Annotated in this window: 16 protein-coding genes; 7 read left to right on the top strand and 9 right to left on the bottom strand. The window is 40.0% G+C overall.

What is annotated here, in order from left to right; all coding sequences use genetic code 11:
* Nucleotides 1-43 precede the first annotated feature (43 nt).
* Nucleotides 44-1,036, top strand: coding sequence for an extracellular solute-binding protein (locus MOMA_RS05270; protein ID WP_009767569.1), 993 nt, complete (start codon nucleotides 44-46; stop codon nucleotides 1,034-1,036).
* Between the two features lie 95 nt (nucleotides 1,037-1,131).
* On the opposite strand, the gene MOMA_RS05265 is transcribed toward MOMA_RS05270, so the two are convergent.
* The 9 genes from MOMA_RS05265 to pilG form a co-directional block, all read right to left on the bottom strand.
* Nucleotides 1,132-1,689, bottom strand: coding sequence for a cytochrome b (locus MOMA_RS05265; protein WP_009767568.1), 558 nt, complete (start codon nucleotides 1,687-1,689; stop codon nucleotides 1,132-1,134).
* A 63-nt stretch (nucleotides 1,690-1,752) separates the two neighbouring features.
* A complete protein-coding gene (locus MOMA_RS05260) occupies nucleotides 1,753-2,319 on the bottom strand; it encodes a hypothetical protein (protein ID WP_009767567.1) in 567 nt (188 codons plus the stop codon).
* A gap of 87 nt (nucleotides 2,320-2,406) precedes the next feature.
* Nucleotides 2,407-3,450, bottom strand: a complete 1,044-nt coding sequence (locus tag MOMA_RS05255; protein ID WP_009767566.1) for a chemotaxis protein CheB — start codon at nucleotides 3,448-3,450, stop codon at nucleotides 2,407-2,409.
* Between the two features lie 22 nt (nucleotides 3,451-3,472).
* Nucleotides 3,473-9,670, bottom strand: coding sequence for an Hpt domain-containing protein (locus MOMA_RS05250; protein WP_009767565.1), 6,198 nt, complete (start codon nucleotides 9,668-9,670; stop codon nucleotides 3,473-3,475).
* 104 nt (nucleotides 9,671-9,774) lie between these two features.
* Nucleotides 9,775-10,638, bottom strand: coding sequence for a CheR family methyltransferase (locus tag MOMA_RS05245; RefSeq protein ID WP_152411768.1), 864 nt, complete (start codon nucleotides 10,636-10,638; stop codon nucleotides 9,775-9,777).
* 92 nt (nucleotides 10,639-10,730) lie between these two features.
* The gene (locus tag MOMA_RS09810; RefSeq protein WP_009767563.1) at nucleotides 10,731-12,818 is read right to left on the bottom strand and encodes a methyl-accepting chemotaxis protein; all 2,088 of its coding nucleotides are present in this window, start codon (nucleotides 12,816-12,818) and stop codon (nucleotides 10,731-10,733) included.
* A 142-nt stretch (nucleotides 12,819-12,960) separates the two neighbouring features.
* Nucleotides 12,961-13,491: a chemotaxis protein CheW gene (locus tag MOMA_RS05235; protein ID WP_009767562.1), complete on the bottom strand. Its 531-nt coding sequence runs from the start codon at nucleotides 13,489-13,491 to the stop codon at nucleotides 12,961-12,963.
* 6 nt (nucleotides 13,492-13,497) lie between these two features.
* Nucleotides 13,498-13,860, bottom strand: a complete 363-nt coding sequence (locus MOMA_RS05230) for a response regulator (RefSeq protein WP_009767561.1) — start codon at nucleotides 13,858-13,860, stop codon at nucleotides 13,498-13,500.
* Between the two features lie 57 nt (nucleotides 13,861-13,917).
* The gene (gene pilG / locus MOMA_RS05225; protein ID WP_009767560.1) at nucleotides 13,918-14,304 is read right to left on the bottom strand and encodes a twitching motility response regulator PilG; all 387 of its coding nucleotides are present in this window, start codon (nucleotides 14,302-14,304) and stop codon (nucleotides 13,918-13,920) included.
* A 485-nt stretch (nucleotides 14,305-14,789) separates the two neighbouring features.
* Here pilG and MOMA_RS05220 point away from each other — a divergent pair, with 485 nt between their 5' ends.
* The 6 genes from MOMA_RS05220 (at nucleotide 14,790) to MOMA_RS05195 (ending at nucleotide 23,860) form a co-directional block, all read left to right on the top strand.
* The gene (locus tag MOMA_RS05220; protein WP_009767559.1) at nucleotides 14,790-16,088 is read left to right on the top strand and encodes an efflux RND transporter periplasmic adaptor subunit; all 1,299 of its coding nucleotides are present in this window, start codon (nucleotides 14,790-14,792) and stop codon (nucleotides 16,086-16,088) included.
* A gap of 161 nt (nucleotides 16,089-16,249) precedes the next feature.
* Nucleotides 16,250-19,399 carry an efflux RND transporter permease subunit gene (locus MOMA_RS05215; RefSeq protein WP_009767558.1) on the top strand — a complete coding sequence of 1,050 codons (3,150 nt, stop codon included), beginning with the start codon at nucleotides 16,250-16,252 and terminating at the stop codon, nucleotides 19,397-19,399.
* Nucleotides 19,400-19,625: 226 nt separating this feature from the next.
* A complete protein-coding gene (locus tag MOMA_RS05210; protein WP_161600315.1) occupies nucleotides 19,626-20,219 on the top strand; it encodes a Spy/CpxP family protein refolding chaperone in 594 nt (197 codons plus the stop codon).
* A 309-nt stretch (nucleotides 20,220-20,528) separates the two neighbouring features.
* Nucleotides 20,529-21,263 (top strand): response regulator transcription factor, encoded by a 735-nt coding sequence (locus MOMA_RS05205; RefSeq protein WP_009767556.1) that lies wholly within the window; start codon nucleotides 20,529-20,531, stop codon nucleotides 21,261-21,263.
* 63 nt (nucleotides 21,264-21,326) lie between these two features.
* Nucleotides 21,327-23,009 carry a HAMP domain-containing sensor histidine kinase gene (locus MOMA_RS05200; RefSeq protein WP_009767555.1) on the top strand — a complete coding sequence of 561 codons (1,683 nt, stop codon included), beginning with the start codon at nucleotides 21,327-21,329 and terminating at the stop codon, nucleotides 23,007-23,009.
* A gap of 113 nt (nucleotides 23,010-23,122) precedes the next feature.
* Nucleotides 23,123-23,860, top strand: coding sequence for a methionine ABC transporter ATP-binding protein (locus MOMA_RS05195; protein WP_009767554.1), 738 nt, complete (start codon nucleotides 23,123-23,125; stop codon nucleotides 23,858-23,860).
* Nucleotides 23,861-23,868: the final 8 nt, after the last annotated feature.

Below are 23,868 nucleotides of genomic sequence, written 5' to 3'. Positions count from 1 at the left end.
TTATAATTAAAAACACTTATTTTAATCCAAAGGAGTTACAACGATGTTAAAAAAATTATTGGTTGCCAGTGTTGCATTGGCAAGTATCGCTCCGGCATTTGCTGATGAATTGGTGGTTTATTCATCGCGTGCTACCAACTTACTTGAACCAATTGTTGCCAAATATGAACAACAAACAGGCACAAGCGTAAAATTGGTTAACGACAAAGCTGGTCCACTAATGGAAAAATTAAAAGCCGAAGGTAAAAATACACCAGCAGATGTATTTATTACCGTAGACGGTGGTAATCTATGGCAAGCCACTCAGATGGGATTGTTAAAACCCATCAATTCTAGCGTTTTGAAAAAAAATATCCCCTCTCACTTAAGAGATCCTAACAATCATTGGTATGGCTTATCTGTACGTGCCAGAACCATTGTTTACAACCCAACAAAAGTTAACCCAAGCCAACTTTCCACTTATGCCGATTTGGCAGATCCAAAATGGAAAGATAAATTGTGTTTACGCACCTCAAACAACGTCTATAACCAATCTTTGGTTGGTACGATGATTCAAAATGTTGGCGTAAAACAAACTGAAAATATTGTCAAAGGTTGGGTGAATAATTTAGCAACCGATCCAATGCCAAAAGACGACAATGTTTTGGAAGCTATTGATGCAGGGCGTTGTGATGTTGGTATTACCAATTCATACTATTTGGGTCGTATGTTGGATAAAAAACCAGACTTAAATGTGAAAATTTTCTTCGCTGATCAAAATGGCAAAGGCACACATGTCAATGTATCGGGTGCAGGTGTTGTCAAATACAGCAAAAACGCAGCAGAAGCTCAAAAATTCATTGAATGGTTAAGTGGCGATCAAGCACAAAACTTATTTGCCGATCTAAACAATGAATACCCTGCCAATCCAAAAATTGCTCCTGATGCAAAAATTGCCGCTTGGGGTAAATTTAAGCAGGACGTGATTAACGTTTCTGTTGCCGGTAAAAACCAATCGCGTGCAATTATGCTTATGAAAAAAGCTGGTTTTAAATAAACCCACACAAACTTTATCATTTTTTACCAATAAGGCTTACACAAATCATATGTAAGCCTTATTTATTCAATCTTCTTAATTTTCAATCTTTTTAATTACAACATTCGTTTAATTAAATTGTCTTTTTTGATAAATTGATGCTGTAATGCTCCAAGAATATGCAATCCTGTAAAAGCCAACAACATTGTCCAAAATACATCTTTATGCAACTTCATCAACGTGCGAGCAACGTCGCGGTTTTCACCAATAAAAGCAGGTATTTCCATACCAAAAAACCAAACAACATTGCCTTTCATCATCTCGGCCGTAAACGCAGTTAAGGGCATAGCAAGCATGCACACATACAACAACAACTGGGTTAAATGCACAATGCCTGTTTGCCATTTTGGCATCACAACTTTGGCAGGTATGGATTTTAAGGTCAATACGCGATTCAACAAACGAGCAACTGTCCAAAATAACACACTTAAACCAAACGCCTTATGCAGATCTATGTAAGTATCGTCAATTGCATTTGCATCAAGTTTAATCATTGCCCAAGTTATCAACAACAATAACGCCCCAAGCCAATGAAAAATCCGTACACTGATCGCCCATTTTGTATGAGCAACAACTGCTGGCTGAGAACGCTCGCTGGCAGGATATAACGCCATAACTTTTCCTATATTATCAATCACTTACAAACAATACACCGTTAATTTACAATTAAACCAATCTTAACTGTCCAAATCAACCAAAAAGTGCGACATCTTATCCAAATCAGGAATGATACAAACATCACCGTCAAGCATCACCGCTTGAAACACATAATCTTGCTCGGTTGGTTGATATGCTAAGCGTTGATTGTTTTCCAGTTGTTTTTGTTGGTGCTGTTTTTCTAGGCGTTCTTGCTCTAAAATATGCGGATAAAAACTTTCTAAGGTTTGTTGATAAACCGTTGCATCAACATCTTTTAATTCTGAAATTCGCACCGAATGAAACGTTACATCACCTTGAATTTGTAGGCCAATGCGGTGTACATCTGTAATGCTTTCTAACACAATGATAGATTCAGCTTGTTCGGTTTTTGGCAATAAATGATATACCGATACATCTTGCCCTTGCCACAAAAAATTCCAAATCCTATCGCGGTATGGTTCAATTGCCAAAATCAGCTCTTTTGGTATTATCCAATCAGGAGCATTCATTACAGGAATGCGTGCGATCTCAAGCTGTCCTGTGGTTACACTCAAAATACCAATATTTCGATCTTGGGTTAAAATTTTAATCAGACTTTTTGCCATGTTATTCTCTAAATGTGCTTAATGATTTATGAAGCAAAGTTAATATTATTCATTAAAACCGTTAGGATAGGTTTATCCCAGTTTATCCTAATAGTTATCCAATTTCGGTGCTTGGTAGCTTAATGGATTTGGTGCAAGCAAAATCGGCGTGCCATCAGGTAGGCAGCGTTTTTTGCACAAACTTACCAATGCTTCAGCCAATTGTTTTGGCGTACCAACATAATCCACAAAACCTGTATCTATCATATTTTGTGGTTGGCTTGGACATTCACTGCTGTCAGGACTTTGCACCCAAATCACACTGTTGTTTTTGCGAGCCAATTGGGCGGTATCACTGCCATCATTGCCCATACCCGAAAAAATAATCGTAATCAAGTGATTGCCAAACACATTGCTACAAGTGGCAAGCAATTGACTGATAGACGGTTCATACATGCCTTGCCAACCTTGTTTTTGTAGCAACACGCGTCCATTTGAGTCACACACCACCGATTGTTCAACCGGTACAATCAGACAGCGACCTGCCAACAACTGTTGGGTATTGGCAATGACATCACAACGCCACTGATTGTGTCGCGTTAATATTCTTGGTAACGTATACAACCTTTCACGGTTAAAATGTTGGGCTAAAATCAGTGCAATTGGCAAATCATGTGGCAAATAATCCAAAAATTCTTTGACCGCCATAGGCCCACCCATGGACGCACCAAGCATGATCACATACCTCCACGTTACCACATCGTCGGATTTTTCCCGCTCTTTTAACAACAGATCAGGACGTTGCAAACTGTCAGCAATTTTACGCTTAAGTTTGCGTTGCCATTTTTCATACAATGCACCTGTGTTAATATAAGGTGCAGGCGTAAAACCAACAAGCACCGCTTTTGGCATACAACTGTAACTTGTACGCACCATTTCTTCTTCTAGGCTTTGGATAACCTCATAATCTTTTTCACTGTCTACAAGCCAAACATCAGCAGCACTGTGAAAATGCTTTGCATTAAGTTTGTGTACACTGATACAATCCACCAACTCCATTTGCCAAGTACGAATGGTATCGCTAAAGGCCATGCGTTGTTGATTGTTTTCGGCGACCACAATAAAGCGTAAAGGCGGATCGATATCCTGCATTTAATTTCCCTTTGCTCTTAGATTAACTAACTGTTTTGGCATTTAGCAAACGAGCAATTGTGTCTAACAAGTCTTGCTCTTGGAATGGTTTGCCCTTGTATTCATTCACCCCAATACTCATAGCACGTTCGCGATGTTTTTCACCTGTACGCGAGGTGATCATAATAATTGGTGTGTTATTAAGGCGTGAGTTATGACGCACTTGGGTTGCCACTTCAAAACCGTCCATACGTGGCATTTCAATGTCAAGCAACATAATATCTGGTGTTAGCTCTTGTAGTTTTTCTAGTGCATCCACGCCGTCGGTTGCAACTTGGGCTTCATAACCATTACGCTCCAACAGACGTGATGTTACTTTACGCACCGTTACCGAGTCATCAATAATCAATACCACAGGCTTACGGCTAAGATCTTTGGTTTTTTGGCGTTCAATACGAACAGCAGCACTGGCATTACGCATCAAGGCGATCAAATCAAGAATCAACATTACCGAACCATCTCCCATAATGGTTGCAGCTGAAATTCCTGAAATTTGTGATAACTGTGGCCCCAATGGTTTTACCACCACTTCAATACGCGAACCTGTAATCGCATCTACTTGCAAGGCCATATTTTGCCCTGTTTCGGTACGGATAATGAGTATTGGCACACTCACAGGTTGTTGAGCCAAAGCCTCCAATGGATCGCTGCCATACAATATTTGATTCAAATAACGCAAACGATAATCTTGTCCATCGATGTCTAATGTTGTTGCCTCAAGGCTATGGAATTGATAAATGGTTTCCGTGTTAATACGCAAAACGCGTTCAATCTGCACAAGCGGAACGGCATAGTTTTTATCCCCTGCACGCACCACCAACGCATCCGAAACAGCAACCGTCAATGGCAAACGCATGGTAAAACGCGAACCCTTACCCATTTCCGAGTCAACCAACACCACGCCACCCAGTTGTTTTACCTCGCTTTGCACCACGTCCATACCCACGCCGCGCCCTGAAATTTGCGACACAGATTTGGCAGTTGATAGCCCCGCGTTAAAAATATATTGCATGATATCCAGCGGTTTTAATGACGTGTCATCTGCAGAGATTAACCCTTGCTCCACCGCTTTTTTACGCACCGCATCCACATTAATGCCTTTACCATCATCGGATAAATGAATGACAATCTCACTACCCTCGCGCTGAACTTCCAGTGTAATTAACCCTGTACGCGATTTACCATGCTCAATACGCTCTTGGCTCTTTTCAATACCGTGGTCAACAGCATTACGAAGCATATGCTCCAAAGGTGATGTAACACGCTCTAAAATATTACGGTCAATTTCACCTTCGTCATTTAAAATCCGCAATTCAACTGACTTACCAAGCTCTGTAGCGGTTTGGCGTACAATCCGTTGCAAACGTGGCGTAATCCGCGAAAATGGTACGGTACGCGAGTTCATAAGCCCTTCTTGCAAATCTTCTTGAGTACGCGACAATTGTAACAACAGATTTTCGGTATCACGCGTTTTATCAAGCATGGTAGCTTTAATATCAATCAAATCCGATGCCGACTCTGACAATGATTTTGACAATTGATTTAATGATGAATATTGGTCCATTTCTAATGGATCAAAACCTGCCTCATCAGCATATTCATCTGCAATTTGTGCCAAAATTTGCACCTCAAGCTCGGTTTCCATACGTCGCAACTGGTCTGCAAGACGTTGTACCGTGATCCCCATTTCCTCAATGGTATGCGTCAAACTTGACACGCCCATTTCAATACGCGCACGGTTAATCGCCGATTCCCCTGATAGGTTAATCATTCGCTCCATTAAGCCTGCCGAGATACGCAGCATTTCCGCGTTTAGATTCACCTGTTCTTGTTCAGCTTCAAAATTTCCCTCCATCGCTGGCATTACCGTTAAATCACGCTGATTGCGTTCATCTTCACGGTTTAAACTGCTTTGGTAAATTTCAATTTGTTCGATCTGTTGTGCCAATGACACAACAGGAATTTCTTTTAGACTGTCAGGATTGTGCGAAAAGTCTTGCAAGGCCTCAATTAACGTGTTAGGCGTTTGGGGATTGTATTTATTTTCAAGCACATACAATGAACTTGCCAACCAGTCATGACACGATGCCAACAAATTACCAATCATACGCGTTGCAGGTTTACGACGGCTGCCTAACTCTTCATAAATGCTTTCCATTTCGTGAGCAAGATTGGCAATTCCCTCTGCCCCCACCATTCTTGCACCACCTTTAATGGTATGCAGCTCACGCTGTAAGGCTTGCAATGCACCTAAATTGTTGTTATTACTACGAAATTCTTGTAAATTTTGGCTACTGCTGTCAATAAGCTCTTTGGCTTCTTCTAAATACACGCCCAAAATATCTTCATCAGGCTCTTGGCCTTGCCAAGTTTCTAAACGCCGTTGTTCAAAGTTATTAATAATTTCTTGGACATACAATGGATCGGCTGTATGCCCTACTGCTTGCTCTTCTTCGACCGTTTCAGCAACATTCACATCTTCTTGATTGGCCTCAACAATCAAGGGCACAGCAAGCACAACATCATGCACTGACAAATTGCCATGACGAATTTTTGCCAATTGTTCGACCAATTCTTTGGCAAAAAACGATTGTTGTTGATTAGCTACATATTGTAACTGGGCTTGTGTGGTTTCATGCACTTTTTGCATAACCAACACCAAATCTGGATCGGCTACCAGATCTTCAGTCAACAACGCATCGTAAATTTTTTCGGCTTGTTTTGCCAAATCTGCCACGCTAAGAATACCAACCATATTTGCCCCGCCTTTTAAGGTATGGTATTGACGACGCAACTCTTTAACCACTTCGGTATTGCTTAGGTTATTTTGCCATTGGTTAAAATTTTCTTGAATGCTTACACGTAATTCTTGCGACTCCACTAAGAAAATTTGTAGCAGTTCAATGTCTGTATCAACATTTTCATACTCAATCGCATCCATTTGGGCTTGATGCTGTTTTTCTGCCAACAATTGTTTAATTTCTTGAATCAAGCCTTGATCCACAAAAACATTTAACCCCGCTGCAATGGCATCAAACATACCAATGAGCTGTTCTTGTAACAACAACAATACCGATTGCAAACGTTCATCTTTGGCAAAAGTTGGATAAGTCGCCAGCATTTGATACGCATTTGCCAAAGTTTCCGCAATGACACTATAGCTTAGTTCATTGGTGGCTTTTTGCAATTTATCCGCTTGGTCTGCCAAAACGGTGGCATAATTTGCGATAATTTCATGATCGTCTTTTGCAAAAGTTTCAACCAAAGTATTATCCGCATCAATCAAATCATCAATGCCTAAGTTTAACAGTTCTGACACGCTTAACACATTGCTTTGATGTACGTTAACAAACAATTGTTCACGCCATTTTTCTAGGTTTTCAATATCATCAAGCATTGCAATGTCGCTTTCTGTTTGAGAACCATTTAAATAATCTTGCAAATTATTTTTAATATTTTTTAATAGTTGCAATTGTTCTTGGTGCAACGGAATTTCTTTGCGTAACAATTCACCAAGGCCTAATTCCAACATTTCACTCAAGGCTTGCACCTGCGACAACTTAGCAATGCCTGCACCGCCACGCAAGGTATGAAACGCACGCACCAATTCATCGGTAACATTTGCTTTGCCTTGTTGTTCATGCATTGTGATAAAGGTATCAATTTTAGCAATCAATTCATGGGCTTCTTCTAAAAATACATTTATCGACGCTTGTTCATTTTCCTCTTCTTCGGTCAATATCGCATCTTCATCAACAATCTCGTCAACAACTTCATCAACAATCGCTTCGGTTTGAATTGTATCTACAGTTGCGACATTCTCAACCTCATCTGTGCTAATTTCAGTAGGTTGATCGGTTGATGTTGGGTTTAAATCTTTTGCTTGATGGTCAACAATGTCCAATCCTGTCTCAATCGGTTGCCCTGCCAATAAATTATTCGCTTGCAAAACTGTGATAGCAGGGTCAATGCTTGGAGCGTGCATTTGAGCAAAATCATTGACAAGGGTTGGGATTTTTTGGCGAGTTTGAGCAATGAAATTGGTAAGTTCTTCGCTAACAGACAATGTGCCATCAAGCACACGATTAAGCATGTTTTCTACTGCCCATGCCATTTCACCAACTTGGTAAGCACCTACCATACGCCCTGAACCTTTTAAGGTATGAAAACCGCGTCGGATTTCTTTTAGGGTTTTTAGATCATCAGGATCGGCTTGCCAAATTGGTAAGTTTGCATCCATTGCTTGCAAAACTTCGTCCGCTTCTTCAATAAAGATCTCGCGAATCTCTTCATCGGCTAAATCAAAATCATCAGGTTTTAAAGCCTCGCGGGCTTTGGTAAGTTCTGCACTTTCGATAAGCTCTGCACTGTCGGCGGTGGTAGGCTCGGTGGTGCTGGATTCATCAGCAAAAACCACATCATCGTCAATCATGTCATCATGAATAGCTGCAACATTTTCCGCGTCAAAAGCGGTATCAGCATTGGCAATTTTTTCGCCTTCATCGTCATAAATCACCGTATTTTGCCCAAACACTTTATCGCGCGATGGCAGTGCTGTGGCATTTAATGGTTCATCAATCAGATTTTTCACCAACAGATTGGCACGATTTAATTGTGATTGTGTTTTGTCCAACAGCTCTTCATTCACGCTTTGGTGCGACAAATAATCCAAAAACAACTCAAAACGTGCAATCATTTCAGCAATTGCATCGGTTACGTCCCAACTTAACACTGCCACATGCTTACTTAACAAACGGTTTAACAAAATGCGTAATTGCTCCGTTAGCTCTTTTGGACGCACCAAATTTAACAACCCAAACACCTGCACCATTGCCACAAGATCATCATTTACATTAAGCTCGGTAAGACTGTGTGTTTTTGTAAAATTATTAAATGATCGTTTTACATTTTCTAAATGAACGCGGGTTTTACGCACCGCTTCTTGTTTTGGATCGGACGCATAGGCAAACTGATGTAGTCCAATTTGGCTCTCCAGCGTGTCTACCGTTGACAAAATCTGCGTGTACAAATCTTGCAATTGGCGTTCAACTTGCCACGCCAAACTTGATGCCATATTCTCATCATCAAGCATCATCTGCACGTCGTTCATAATCACATCAAGCTGATGTTCATACAACACCCAACCACGGTTTGCCAGTGCTGTTTTCATATTGTTTAGCATTGGCAAAACCAATTGAGGCTGATAGATCTGATAAATGGTTTTTTCCAAATTTGCCAAAATTTGACTAAATACCGTGGTATGTTGCAAGCCTTCGCTTAAATCCAATGTTGCCAATAAATTTTGGGCATTTTCGGTTTTTTGTGCCAACTGACTTAAGTGCAACAACACATCTACAGCCAAACGCCCTGTGTCAAAATCAGGCATAACTGCTTCATCTGTATCGCCATGCATCAAGGCTTCTAAATTTGCCAAAAATGCCACATATTGCCCAGGCGTGGGTTTTTCATTTAACGCAAGGCTTGAAAACCATAATGCCACCAAATGCCAAACTTGGCGAAATGATACATTTAACGGCGAGGTTGCCAAATAATTTGCCAATTTGGTTAAGGTATCTAAAGTTTTGCTGTCGTTTTTTTGTTGCTGTAATAATTGTAACGTACAATAACGCCAAAGTTTCGTCAATTCTTGTAAACGCACGGCTTTGTCTTGCCACTCGCGTTCAATATCTGGCGTTGGCAATTGTTCCAATAAAGACACATATTCAGTGCCTAAGTTTTGTTCAAGGAGCGGATCGACAACCAATTTGCTAAAATCAGGACTTGGAATTTGCAACGTTTCATGTAAAAAATTAATGCGATCAATCAACCAATTTTGATGAAGCTGCTGCTTGCGTTGTAGCTGCTGAATTTCATAACGCAACAATTGAATGGCTTGACTTAAGGTTTGTTTGGCCGCTTGTTCGTTCTTAAATGCCAAATGCTCGGTCAATTCACCACGTGCCAATGCCAAACTTGCCAGCTCCAAACTGCCTGCAAGCTGTGCCAATAACGCCTGATTGGTTAGTGTCAACGCACCGCTGACTTGGTGCAATGACTGCCCCAAAGCCGTCCAATCCATCGGCTCATCATCACGCTTTAACAGACGATTTTGTTCCTCAAAAATATCTTGCAATACTGGCATTAACCAATCTAAAGCGACTAAAGTGCGTTGTTTACTCATACATTCCTACCGTCATACATTTAATTTTTTTAAATTTTCCAAGCCATACGATTAAAAAATTGATTAAATTAGCCTGTTAATTAGCCTGTTAATTAGTCTGTTAATTAGCCTGTTGGTGTTAACTGTTGCACCCACATCGGAGCATTCTTTTTACAAAACACATTCAAATTTGGCAAAGGCAAACGCATGAGTTTTGATTGTTGCATTTTTGTCAATTCACCAACACCCAACAAAAGTATGCCATCGTCCGCCAAAAATTGCGTTAAATACTGCAAAATATCGCGCTGTTCAAATTGACGAAAATAAATCAGCACATTTTTACACAAAATTACTTGACATTGACGTTTTGCCAATGGAATAAACACCGATTTATCCACCAAATTTTTGCTAAAAAATTGCAAATGACGGTGATAATCTGGCAATAAACCAAATTTTTTTTCCGATATCTGCAATTTATTATGATAAATTTCAGGAATATTTGCCAGTTCAGATTTGTCATACAGCCCTTGTTTGGCAACTTCTAACGATTGTTGACGAAAATCCGATCCATACACCAAAAACTCACGCCAGTTATGCTTTAGCAATTCTTGTGCCAAATTTAACAACAAAGAAACAGGTTCTTGCCCTGTAGAACAGCCCACACTCCACGCTGTAAAAGGCATCGCACTGGTTTGGTAGACTTTTGTCCATTCTTTTGCGTACTGTTGTATCAATGCAAAACTGGGCTGATGCCGAAAAAATTGAGTTCTTGGAATTAAAATATCATCAAACAAGCTATGATACAATGCTTTGTCCAATGCCAATTTTTCCAAAAACTGAGTGGTGCTTAGCGACTGTTTTGCCAAGTGGCGTTCAATCACTGTTTTAACCCAATTTATCTGCGCATCAGGCAACACAAAACCTACCTGATGTTCAATGTATTTGAGCCATAGGCTTAATTCATTGGGCGTAAGTTTATATGCTTGCACGGCCTTACCTTTGTGTGTATTTTTATTGGTCTGCATGACAATGACTAAAAAAGGTGGCAAAACCACCTTTGCCAATCATTTGGCCTCATACATTAATTAATGGTAAAGGCTTCATCGGGTAATTTGAAACCAGATACCGACTCTTGCAAGGCTGCAGCCATTTCATTCAGCTGGCCGATTGAACGAGCGGCCGCCAACGTACCGGACGTTGTTTGTGATGTAATATCCTGAATGATGTTCATCGTATTTGAAATATGCCCTGCCGATGCCGCTTGTTGTTTTGCAGCGTTAGAAATTGACTGAATCAATTCTGCAAGGTTATTAGAAACTGATTGTACTTCTTCTAGTGCCTCGCCTGCGTCTTTTGCCAATTTCGCCCCTTTTACAACTTCCGCCGTGGTTGATTCCATTGACATAACCGCTTCGTTCGTATCTGCCTGAATGGTTTTTACCAAGGTTTCGATCTGTTTTGTCGCTGTGGCGGAACGTTCTGCAAGCCGTTGTACCTCATCAGCAACCACCGCAAAACCACGCCCCGCTTCACCTGCCATCGATGCTTGAATGGCGGCGTTTAGAGCCAAAATGTTGGTTTGGTCAGCAATGTCGTTAATCAATCCAACGATATCACCAATCTCTTGTGATGATTCACCCAAACGTTTAATACGTTTTGATGTTTCTTGAATCTGATCACGAATGGTATTCATGCCATCAATCGAACGCTGTACCACTTCCGCTCCATTATAAGCAATCGCAACCGAACGGTCAGCAACCGATGCTGATTCGGCTGCGTTAGATGATACCTGGTCAATTGACACCGCCATTTCGTTAATTGCTGCTGAAGCACCTGCAATTTCTTCAACTTGGCTTTCTGATGCCTCGGCAAGTTCAACAGCGGTTGCTTGGGTTTGCTCTGATGCTCGCGCAACTCGGTCTGCTGTAACGTTAATTGCAGATACCAATTGACGCAATTGGTCGATTGCAAAATTCACCGAGTCAGCAATTGCTCCAGTAAAATCTTCTGATACCGTGGCATTGACGGTTAAGTCGCCCTCTGCCAAATCACCCAATTCATCAAGCAGGCGCAAAATTGCCATTTGGTTGCGTTCATTTTCTTCTTGGATTTTTCTGGCTCGTTCAGACTCAGCTTCCATTTCGTGGCGTTGACGCAAGGTTTCGCGCTCACCGATACGGCGTTCCTCTTCGCCTTTGGCTTGTAATTGACGATACATAAAATAAAGTGCCAACAAAAATCCAACCAAGGCTGTCAATGCCAACACCCAATACAACATTGGATTGTGATTTGAGGCAATTCCTGATCTACTGATGACTTGATTGTTGGCATTGGCAAATTTGATGATTGCATTGATTTGTTCGCGGGCTTGGCTATATATATCTTCGTTGGCAACCAATTGCTGTAATGCCGATTTTACCGAACCATCAAAACTTTGTTTGATTGAATGCAAGGTTTCTAATTGGGTGGGGTTAAAGACTTTTTGGATTTCAGGCGTGCCTGATAATTCAGCTTTAATCGTCGCATCAAATTGTTGTAAATCTTGAATTAAGGCTTTAATATCGGTGGTTTGATTGGATTGCAATAAATTGATTTGGTGGTTAATTTTTTCTGCCAGCCATACTTGATTGTTGGCAATTGCAACTTGATTGGTGGTCGCCCCTGTCACCAACATTTTTTCAACCAATTGACGGTATTGGGTTTGTATTTCTGGCAAGGATTTTGCGATGCCGCCCATGCCTTTATGGAATTTTGCAATTGCTTCTTGGTTTTGCAATAAAAAGTCAATGCGTTTTTGGTTTTCTGGCCAACCTGCTACCAAATTTGGATTTGCGGTAACAACCGTATTCATTTCATTGGCATTTTTGTCCAAATTCGCAATGCCTGACTTAACGCCATTAATATCCTTGGCTTTTAAAGTATCATCAATACTGGTTGTGATACCTTGACCAATTGCTCCAACATTGGTGGTAACAGGCATTGAGCCTTGGTTACCCAACAAGCTATAGACCAAATAAATAAACGCCAAAATAGCCATAATTGTAACAACCACCGCCAAAGTCGTCCATTTTTTAGACGCTTGAGTGCCAGCATTGTTCACAAATTTTTCTGATGAAACCACGACAGGCGACGTCGTATTGGTATTCACGCTAGAAGTTTGGGTATCCATGAATAGATGTTCCTCTATTTACAATCAAAACGTTAAGCACAGATTTTGATTAAGTAATCATTGATTAAACATAACATTGATTAAAACAACATTGATTAAAAAGATTAAAAATAAAAATGGCTAAAAATAAAAAATTAAAAGCCTATAGCGATGCTTCTAAATAACGCGGATCTGCAACCAAACGACTTGGCATAAATACATACCATGTTTGTTCGTTTTGGCGAAAGCATCCATGCGTATAGTTTGCCAAAGGCGACTCAGGTGGCAATCCAATAGGTTCATATTGACGTTGGCTAAAGGTTTGAATACCCAACACTTCATCAACTTGTAAACCGCTAAAAATCTTAGGCTGATCAACAACCAAAAGTTTTTGTTGCGACAGTCTGCCTTGTGTTGGTGGTAAACCCAAAAAATTGCCCAAATGCGTAATTGGCAACAAACGTCCACGCACATTTGCCACGCCCGTAATCCACGATTTTGCAAGTGGCACAGGCGTTACATCAGGAATAGACAAAACTTCAGCAATATCACCAAGTGGTGCAACCAATTGTTCGCCGCCCAACATAAAACTTACGCCGAGCCACTGGGTTTTGGCAGTAAAATGCTCACCTTTTTTGCGTTTTACCGCCCTATCGGCCAAGCGTAATAATTCAATAAATCCGTTTGATGCCACAGATCATTACTCCATCATCGCTCGAATGACTTGAATAAGCTCATTTTCTGTTACAGGTTTTGTTAAATAATCTTTTGCCCCTTGACGCTTTCCCCACACGCGGTCAGTTTCTTGATTTTTTGTACTGATAATCACCACAGGAATGTGTGCTGTTGCAGGGTTTTTGGTGATTTGACGGGTTGCTTGAAAACCATTCATCTCAGGCATCACCACGTCCATCAAAATTACATCGGGCTGATCGTGAATGGCATGCTGAATGCCATCTTCACCCGTGGTTGCTTCAATGATTTGGTGATCATAACGCCCTAAAATATCGCGAAATTTTGCCATTTCAGACGGTGAATCATCAACTACTAAAATCTTTGCCATAATATTTCCTTACAAACTTTTTTATGATAAATTGATGATAAAAATTGCAAAAAATATTTAATTAGCAGGACGATAGCGGCTGATTGCATCAAACAATTCTTCTTTGCTAAATGGTTTGGTTAAATATTCATCAGAACCCACAATACGACCGCGAGCTTTATCAAATAGACCGTCTTTTGATGACAGCATAATCACAGGTTTGTTGGCAAAATCAGCGTTGTTTTTGATTAACGCACAGGTTTGATAACCATCAAGGCGTGGCATCATAATATCCACAAAAATTACATCAGGGTTTGAATCAGCGATTTTTGCCAACGCATCAAAACCATCAACCGCTGTTACCACTTGACAACCTGCTTTTTCAAGCAAGGTTTCGGCTGTACGACGAATGGTTTTTGAGTCGTCAATAATCATGATTTTTAGACCGTCAAAATTTGCGTCCATAGTAAATTCCTAAGTTGTTGTGGGTGAAATGGCTATTTATTTTGTGGTTGCCTTTGTGCATTTGCAGTTGACAACCATAAAAAACAAAAAACCATAAAACCTTTGTGAAATTGAATCGATAAAATTTATTTTGCCAAACAAACTTTTATCCTTGCGCATACAGTTAAAATGTTACCACATTTTTTCAGGTAAAATAAACCATTAATAGGATAATTTTGCAGTTTGAGTGTATAAAATGCAAATTTTTTATATAATTTTGTATAATCTATCACAAATCAGTGCTAAACAAAATACTATCAATCAAATAAAAGCACATTTTATTACAATATTTACCACTTATTTTGTTACAATAGTTATTCAAGGTTTTTTAACAAAGTTTTTTAACAAAGTTTTTTAACAAAGTTTTTTAACAAAGTTTTTTAACGATGTTTTGTAAAAAACCTGGATTCAAGCCACCGATTTTATATTTATTTAAGGAAAACGCCATGACTTACTCACCCTATGCCTTAAAATCCGTTGTTGTGCAAAATTTTAAGCAAAAACAGACTTTTTTAGCGGTGTTAATTGGACTAAGCATAGGGCTAAGTGCGTGCGATAAAACCCAAAATCAAAGCAATAAAGACGGTACGCCCACAACCGCTACCAGTCAAGACAATACCAACCGCCAAGAAATTCAACTCCTTGCAAGTGATGTCATGACTGCCAAAGCCGAACGCTATCAACCAAGCGTTACCATTACAGGCACACTACAAGCAAATGATAAAACCGTGGTACAATCCACCGTTTCCGCTCAAGTGCAAAAAGTACTGGTAGACGTTGGACAGTCTGTCAAGAAAAATCAACCGCTTATCCAATTGGACAGTCAAGACAGCGACAATCAACTTGCTCAAGCCCAAGCCAATGTCAATGCAAGCGAAGCCCAAGCCCAAGTTGCAAGCGAATTGGCACAAAAAAACAAAATTTTGCTTGAACAAGGTTTTGTTTCAGAAATGGAATACAAACGCAGTCTGGCCGATGCCAAAGCCCAACAAGCCTCGGTTAAAGCCAAAAAAGCCCAACTTGACATTGTCAAAAAACAAGTTGGTGATACCGCCATCACCGCCCCAACCGATGGTATTATCGCCAGTCGCAATGTGAACGCAGGGCAAATCGTCGCCCCCAATCAGCCACTGATGGAAATTATTAACCCAAGCAAACTAGAATTTAGTGCCAATGTACCAAGCGAAGCCCAATCAATTAGCATCGGACAAAGCGTGCCATTTCATTTAGCCAATTCTACCGAACAATTTGTTGGACAGATCAGTCGCATTGCCCCTCAGGTTGATCCAATGACCAGACAATTGCCAATTTTTATCACCGTAAAACCTGAACAAAATGGACAGATCTTAAAAGCAGGGCAATTTGCCACAGGGCAACTTGATTACGGACAAATCCAAGTCGGCGTACTCATTCCGATGACGGCGGTAAGTTTTGATCAAAATCCAACCAAAACCACAAGCTCAATGGCAAGTTCGGTAGCAAGCAATGTTACCGCGGTTAATTCCGATACACAAACTGATACTGGTGCACAAACTGGTGCAAAAAACCAAACTGGTGCAAAAAACTCCGTCGGTATGGTGATGGTTGTCGGACAAGATCATGTACTGCGCAGCCAAACTGTACAAATTATCCGCCATCAAGACGACAGCAGCCAATATTTGGTAAGTGGCATTGAACAAGGCACGGTGGTGGTTACCACAACCTTAAATCATGAGGATTTGGGTAAAAAAGTGGTGTTAAAATAGTGGCAAATTTTTGCTGAATTAAAATTTGTTAAAAATTAAATAAATACAATGCAGAAATAAAAAATTAAGAAAAATTTATTGGCTTAAACTTAATTGTGCTTAAACTTAATTGTGCTTAAACATACAAACCAAAAAACTTATAATAAAAAGCGAGAACCCTCATGTGGCTTACCCGAGTCAGTATTAATAATCCTGTTTTTGCAACCATGATCATGCTTGCGTTTATGGTAGTTGGCTTTTTTGCCACTCAACGCATGCAAATAGAAGAGTTTCCAGAGATTGATTTTCCCTTTGTGGTGATTAATACGGTTTATTCGGGAGCATCGCCTGAGGTCGTTGAATCCGATATTAGCAAAAAAATTGAAGATCAAGTCAATACCATTTCAGGGGTAAAAGAAGTTACCTCCATTTCACAAGAAGGTTTATCACGGGTAATTGTACAGTTTGACTTAAATGTATCTTCTGATGTTGCCGCCCAAAATGTACGTGATAAATTGGCATTGGTAACCCCAACTTTTCGCGATGAAATACAAGATCCAATCATTGCCCAATACAACCCTGCTGATGTGCCTGTGGTATCGGTAACGTTTCGATCAGACACGATGCCAATCAAAGATCTGTCCGATTATTTAGACAACACCGTAAAAAAACAGCTACAAACCGTTACCGGTGTTGGACGTGTCAATACGCTGGGTGATAAACAGCGCCAAATTCGCATTGTCATAAACCCTGAACAAATGAACGCTTATCGTTTGTCAATCAATCAAGTGATCAATGCACTGCGCACCGAAAATGTAGAATTGCCAATTGGTACGATTAACAGCCAAAATCAAGAAATGGTTGTACAAATTAACGGACTTGTTAAATCACCTAATGAATTTAACCAAATTATCGTTGGACAAAATCGCAACAAAAACGGACAAATCACGCCGATTTATCTTTCACAAATTGCCAATGTGATTGACGGTGAAGCCGAAAGCAAATCCGCTTCTTTACAAAACGGACAGCCTGCAATTGGCATGAACATCATCAAAACCTCCGATGCCAATGTGATTGACGTGGTGGATAACATTAAAAAACGTCTTGATACAATCCAACAAAACTTGCCTGCAGGCATTACCATGACTGTGGTTTCGGACAGTTCGACCAACATTCGCGGATCTTTAGGCAATGTTGTGCGCACGCTGATTGAGGGGGCGGTTTTGGCGGTGTTTATTGTTTGGTTGTTTTTGGGATCGTGGCGATCTACCATTATTACGGGTTTGACTTTGCCAATTTCACTGCTTGGTACGTTGGCAATGATTTTTGCCTTTGGTTTTTCCATTAATATGATGACTTTGTTGGCATTGGCATTGTGTATTGGATTGTTAATTGATGATGCAATTGTGGTGCGTGAGAATATTGTGCGACACGTGGCAATGGGAAAACATCACCGTAAGGCATCTTTAGATGGCACGCAAGAAATTGGACTTGCGGTATTGGCAACCTCGCTTGTGATTGTGGCAGTATTTTTGCCTGTGGCTTTTATGGGCGGTATTATCGGACGGTTTTTTTACCAGTTTGGGGTAACGGTGTCTATTGCCGTGTTAATTTCTATGTTTGTCAGTTTTACCCTAGATCCGATGTTATCCAGCGTTTGGCATGATCCAGAAGCCCAAAATCATGAAGCCTATTTAACCAGAAAAGTTAAGTTTTTTAAACAACCAATTCGTTGGATTTTGGATAATTTTCAACATTTATTGGATAAAATTACCAACATTTATGCAAAAATTTTGGCGTGGGGACTGCGTTTTCGTTTTTTAACCTTGTTAATTGCAATCGGTTCATTGGTGATGGCATTTTTTGTTGCAGGATTGGTTGGCAAAGAATTTGTTCCACAAGCCGATATGGGAGAAATGAAAGTAAAATTTGAAACACCTGTTAATTCTGATTTAAAATACAGCGAACAAAAAGCCGTTCAAGTCAATGCGATTTTACAAGAATTTAGCGAGGTACAATCCACTTACACCACTATTAATTCATTGGCATATAGCGGTAAAAACCGCGTGCAAGTCAATGTTAACCTTGTGCCAAAACAACAACGCCCCAAAAATTTGGATCAATTAAGCCGCGAAATTAGACAGCGCCTACAACAAGTCGGTGGCATTGAAATTACCTCTGTTGCCCCTTCAAAATCAGCCGTGTCAGGTAGTTTAAAACCAATTGTAATCTCCCTTAAAGGTGAAAATTTGGACGAATTGCAACGTTTATCCAATGAATTTATGCAAAAATTGGCAAAAGTTGATGGACTTGTGGATTTAGAAAGCAGCTTAAAACAACCAAAATCCATGATAACGGTAAAAATTAACCGCCAAGCAGCCAATGATGCAGGATTGTCTACCGCTCAAATCGGTCAGGTCTTGCGTCCATTATTGGCAGGTGATGACATTACCACCTTTAAAGATGAAAAAGGCAACAATGTAGATGTCAATGTGCGCCTGGCAGACAACCAACGCCAAACCATTGCCCAGTTACAATCCATCTATTTAACCTCCAATAAAGTAGACAATAACGGTCAGGCAATTTTAATTCCTTTATCACAAGTAGCCAGTTTTAAAGAAGAGCTGGGAGCACCACAAATCAACCGCCGTGCTTTGTTTCGCGAAGTAATGATTCAAGCAAATACCGATGGACGAGCCGCAGGTGATATTGGTGATGACATTACCGCCATTCAAAACGAAATGCAACTGCCACAAGGCTACAGTTTTACCGTTGAGGGTTCAAATAAAGATATGGGAGAATCGGTCGGCTATGCTGCCACGGCACTTTTGTTGGCAATTGTGTTTATTTATATGTTGCTTGGTTCGCAGTTTAATAGCTTTTTATATCCGGTGGCAATTATGGCATCACTACCGTTATCATTGGTTGGCGTGTTCTTTGCGTTGTTTTTGTGGGGTTCAACCATGAATATTTTTTCTATTATTGGCATTATTATGCTGATGGGGCTTGTGTGTAAAAATGCAATTTTACTCATTGATTTTATTAAAGAAGCAATTGAAAATGGCAAATCTCGCTATGATGCAATTATGCTGGCTGGTATCACGCGGTTACGGCCAATTTTGATGACAACAATGGCTATGGTTATGGGTATGATACCGCTATCGCTTGGTATTGGTGATGGTGCAGAACAACAAGCCCCGATGGCACATGCAATTATCGGTGGAGTCATTACCTCAACCTTATTAACCTTGATTGTTGTACCTGTGATTTATACCTATCTTGACGATCTGAGAACCTTTGTTGTAAAAACATTGGCAAAAAAAGCCGTATAAATTGCACAACAAATTAACACAAAACCCACAAATTACCAAAAATTTGTTGATAAGGGCATGGTTTTTTACAATTTTCTACAGCGTAACAAAACTTAAGCACAACTTCATTGCTACAATGAAGTTGTTGCAAGACAATTGTCAGGCAACTGTTATTTTTTATTTTTCAGTTATTTTTTATTTTTCAGTTATTTTTTATTTTTCAGTTATTTTTTGGGAAAAATTTATCATGAAACTTTTAAACAAAACCGGTGCTTTAACCGCCAGCCTTTTTGCTTTAACCTTAGCCACAGTAAGCACCGCCAATGCCCACCCTCATCACAATCATGAAAATCATGGACAAAAATCACCTGCTATGTCTGACACCATGTCAAGCCAACAAATGCCAACAGACGGCCATCATCACAAACATGACAGCCACAAAACAGACAAAATGCAAAACCACCATACAGCACAAAACACAACACAAAACCCTTATGTTGATCGTTTAAACCTAAGCAAAACCCAACAACAACAATTGCAAGCACTAAAAAACCAAAACCAAAGCAAAATGCAAAATCTGCATGCCAAAATGCAACAACAAGATGCCAATATCAGCAAACAACGCGAAACCAAAGCCGATAGCACTGCCCTTTTGGCATCATACCAACAAAAACAAGCAATCATAGATGAAATGATAACATTAAACCGTGAGGGCGAAAAACAATTCATGGCAATTTTGACCCCAGAACAACAATTACAAGTCTATCAAACTTACGATAACTTAAAAGAACAGCAAGCACAACAAGACAAAATGCCAATGCAACCAAAAAGCAAATCATAGTGATTTAACCACATTTGGTTCTTAAATCGCATTTATCATACATGATGTTAATTACATAATGATGTTAATTACATCATGTTAAGTTAAATTCTGTTAAATTTGCCAAAAAATTACCAAAATTAACTGAAATTGTTTTGGGATTTTTTGGCAAAATTTGTTAAAATAATCAACAATATTTAAGTATTTTAGTATTTAAGTTAGTATTAGTATTTAAGTTAGTATTAGTATTTAAGCATTTTAGCTTAAGCATTTTAGCTTAAACATTTTAACCATTTTTAAAAATAGATTTGTCAAAAAACAGGTGAACCAATGGACGACAATAACGCAACCAAATATGTTTTGATTATTGAAGATGACCCCAGTATTGGCGAGTTGTTAAGCGAGTATTTGAGTATGAATTATTATGAAATTCATCACACAACAACCGCAAATGCAGGGCTTGAGATTTTAAACAACCCAAGCAAAGAGGTGGATTTAATTATTTTAGATTTGATGTTGCCTGATATGGACGGCATGCAAGTATGCCAAAAAGTGCGCCAACACAAAGACAGCCGTATCGCCCAAACCCCCATTGTTATGCTCACCGCCAAAGGTGATACAACCGATCGTGTGCTTGGTTTAGAAATGGGAGCAGATGACTACATCGCAAAACCATTTGAACCGCGCGAATTGTTGGCACGTATTCGTGCGGTGCTTCGCCGTCATGATTTACCCACGCACCCACAACAAAATGACAATCTAACTTTTGGACGTTTAAAAGTCTATCCAGAAAGTCATGAAGTTACCATTGACGATCAATCTGTGCGCCTAACCACGCATCAATTCCAACTGCTGCATTATTTTGCTACCCATTCTGGCAAAGTGTTAAGTCGCGAACAATTATGGCATGCAATGCCAAACGATGACAGCAGTGATAATATTGATCGTGCGATTGATGTGCATATTTCACGCTTGCGTGCGTTAATCGAGGACAACCCACGCCAGCCAAAACGCATTATTACAGTGCGAGGTGTTGGCTATCAATTTGCAACCGATCAAGTTTAAGTTTGGTTGCTTTGATTTATTAGTTGGCTTTGATTATTGATTTGACAAATTATCAGTTTTTGTATGCAAAACCGCCTGCGCCAATTTGACAGTGTCTTTATCAAACTTTTTGTCAGTGTGATGTTGGCATTGAGTTTGTTTGCTTGTGCTATGGTTGTTTTAACCCATTTGGTACACGATACATCAACCAACACACGGCATCAAATTATCGCCAATCAAGTTGGACAACAATTACAGCCAATTTTAACCCAACTGCAAAAAACCCAACAAAATCAACAAAATCTTGAAGCACGCTATTTGTTGGCTTTGGTGCGACGCAATTTTAACGTATATAGCGAGTCGCTAAACGCTCGCTTTGGCTTGTATGATGCCAAAACACGCCAAGCCATTATGGTAGCCCAAGGCCTACCCGATGTCTTACCACCAGAACCTATGTGGTATCATAGCCTATTGCCAACCAATGACGATCCAAAACGTCCTACGGAAGTACAAATTCCAAGTCAGGCCGGTTATGTGATTTTATATCACTCAAATCTAAACTACAAACCGTCCATTTCCCCTGCAATTAATCTAATGACAGGCACACTGTTGTTATTACTTATTATGTCAGCAATGTTGTGGTTTATCACACGCACCATGACGTGGCGGATAAACCAAATGAGTCGCCAAATTACCCAACTTGGCAATGGGGATTTTAGTGTACGCGTAACGCCTGTTGGCAATGACGAAATTGCAATTTTAGCAAAAGGCTTTAACCAAACCGCCGAACGCATTGAAACTTTGATGAATGCCAATAAACTATTGCTTGCCCACGCATCGCACGAAATACGCACTCCAATTACGCGCATTCGTTTACAAATAGAAATGATGGGTATGCTCACAAATAACTTTGATCAACAAACCCAAGAAAAATTTGCCAAAAGAGCCGAAGCAATTAACCGCGATTTGACAGGGCTTAACGATTTGGTGGAAAGTATTTTGTTGGTTAGTCGAATGGACGCAGGCCATGCAGTTGAAAAAATGACAACAGTCAATCTGTACGATTTGATAAAAAGCGAGGTGCAACATTATCCGCAGGCTAATTTTTATGGGGCACAATTACACATAGAAGGACAAGAAAAACTACTGACTCATTTGATTAGAAATTTATTAGACAATGCTCATTTGCACGGCATACCGCCTGTTACTGTACAGTTATACGCCATTGATGATTTAGGCAATGAAGTTGATTTACCCATCATGGATTTTAAACCAACACCAAGCGACACCGACAGCCTAAATAATAACACCAATAGCGACAATTTGGACATCAACAACACCAAAGATATCGATAACACCAACATTGTCAATACCGATGCCAATCAAAATGAATCTTGGCAACTTGACACCATTGGCAACATAGACAACAATCAAGCCGAACAGCCTACATCAACTCACTCAAATAAAAACGCCCCAAAAACCACGATTTTTGGACGTAAAAAACCAAACAAAAGCGACAATCAAAGCACAACTCTTCATTATAAACGCGTGCGCATCGCCGTCATTGATCACGGTACAGGCATTGCAATTGACAAGCGCCAAGCAATTTTTTCACCGTTTGTACGCCTGCAACAAGAAAAAAAGGGCTCTGGACTTGGATTGTCATTGGTTGCTCAAATCGTTAACGCACATCACGGAACGATTATTACCGATACCTTAAACGGACAAACGCGGTTTTTAATCACCTTACCTGCCAATCAGTCTTAACAACCAAAATCATCTTCTAAGTTAAATTTGCTGTTTTGTAAATTAAAATATCACATTTATCATTAATTTGTGTTAAAATTACAATCTTTTATCAATTTTTACACAAATTTGTTATGATAATCCTTGACAACGTTAGCAAACGCTTCCAAACCCAAGATGGCAACTGGTTTACCGCCGTTGAACCAACCTCGCTACACATCAAGCAAGGTGAAATTTTTGGTTTAATGGGCTATTCAGGAGCAGGCAAATCTACCTTGCTGCGCCTAATTAACCTATTGGAACGCCCTGATACAGGCAAAGTTACCATTGATGGCAAAGAATTAACCACTTTATCCAACCATGATTTACGTCATGCTCGCCAAAATATTGGCATGATTTTTCAACAATTTAACCTAATGGCAAATCGCACTGTCGCCCAAAACGTCGCCTTTGCCTTAGAAGTGGCAGAATGGGAACAAGCCAAAATCACCCCACGCGTTATGGAATGTCTTGAGATTGTGGATTTAACCAATCGTGCTGGCCACTATCCTGCCCAACTGTCTGGCGGACAAAAACAACGCGCAGGTATTGCCAGAGCCTTAGCCTCAAAACCACACGTTATGCTTGCCGATGAACCAACATCGGCTCTTGATCCTGCAACCACAAAATCAGTATTGGCCTGCTTAAAAGAGATTAACGAAAAATTTAACGTAACCATTGTGATTGTTACCCACGAAATGTCCGTTATTCGCCGTTTGTGCAACCGCGTAGCTTTGCTTGATACAGGCAAATTGTTGGAGGTGGCTGATGTGCAACATGGTAAAATCCATGCCAAAACCGATATCGGCAAGTTGTTAATTGAAGAAGATTAAAGGTATAT

The sequence above is a fragment of the Moraxella macacae 0408225 genome (genome assembly GCF_000320365.1).
GTDB lineage: Bacteria > Pseudomonadota > Gammaproteobacteria > Pseudomonadales > Moraxellaceae > Faucicola > Faucicola macacae.
The sequence above is the reverse complement of the archived record's forward strand: the minus strand, read 5'-3'. Positions and strand labels throughout refer to the sequence as shown.

Excerpts from the sequence above, each read along its gene's own strand:
- MOMA_RS05195 (WP_009767554.1), top strand. The coding sequence starts at position 23,123 with ATGATAATCCTTGACAACGTTAGCAAACGCTTCCAAACCCAAGATGGC.
- MOMA_RS05270 (WP_009767569.1), top strand. The coding sequence starts at position 44 with ATGTTAAAAAAATTATTGGTTGCCAGTGTTGCATTGGCAAGTATCGCT.
- MOMA_RS05215 (WP_009767558.1), top strand. The coding sequence starts at position 16,250 with ATGTGGCTTACCCGAGTCAGTATTAATAATCCTGTTTTTGCAACCATG.
- MOMA_RS05255 (WP_009767566.1), bottom strand. The coding sequence starts at position 3,450 with ATGCAGGATATCGATCCGCCTTTACGCTTTATTGTGGTCGCCGAAAAC.
- MOMA_RS05250 (WP_009767565.1), bottom strand. The coding sequence starts at position 9,670 with ATGAGTAAACAACGCACTTTAGTCGCTTTAGATTGGTTAATGCCAGTA.
- pilG (WP_009767560.1), bottom strand. The coding sequence starts at position 14,304 with ATGGACGCAAATTTTGACGGTCTAAAAATCATGATTATTGACGACTCA.
- MOMA_RS05265 (WP_009767568.1), bottom strand. The coding sequence starts at position 1,689 with ATGGCGTTATATCCTGCCAGCGAGCGTTCTCAGCCAGCAGTTGTTGCT.
- MOMA_RS05205 (WP_009767556.1), top strand. The coding sequence starts at position 20,529 with ATGGACGACAATAACGCAACCAAATATGTTTTGATTATTGAAGATGAC.
- MOMA_RS05200 (WP_009767555.1), top strand. The coding sequence starts at position 21,327 with ATGCAAAACCGCCTGCGCCAATTTGACAGTGTCTTTATCAAACTTTTT.
- MOMA_RS05260 (WP_009767567.1), bottom strand. The coding sequence starts at position 2,319 with ATGGCAAAAAGTCTGATTAAAATTTTAACCCAAGATCGAAATATTGGT.
- MOMA_RS05210 (WP_161600315.1), top strand. The coding sequence starts at position 19,626 with ATGAAACTTTTAAACAAAACCGGTGCTTTAACCGCCAGCCTTTTTGCT.
- MOMA_RS05220 (WP_009767559.1), top strand. The coding sequence starts at position 14,790 with ATGACTTACTCACCCTATGCCTTAAAATCCGTTGTTGTGCAAAATTTT.
- MOMA_RS09810 (WP_009767563.1), bottom strand. The coding sequence starts at position 12,818 with ATGGATACCCAAACTTCTAGCGTGAATACCAATACGACGTCGCCTGTC.
- MOMA_RS05230 (WP_009767561.1), bottom strand. The coding sequence starts at position 13,860 with ATGGCAAAGATTTTAGTAGTTGATGATTCACCGTCTGAAATGGCAAAA.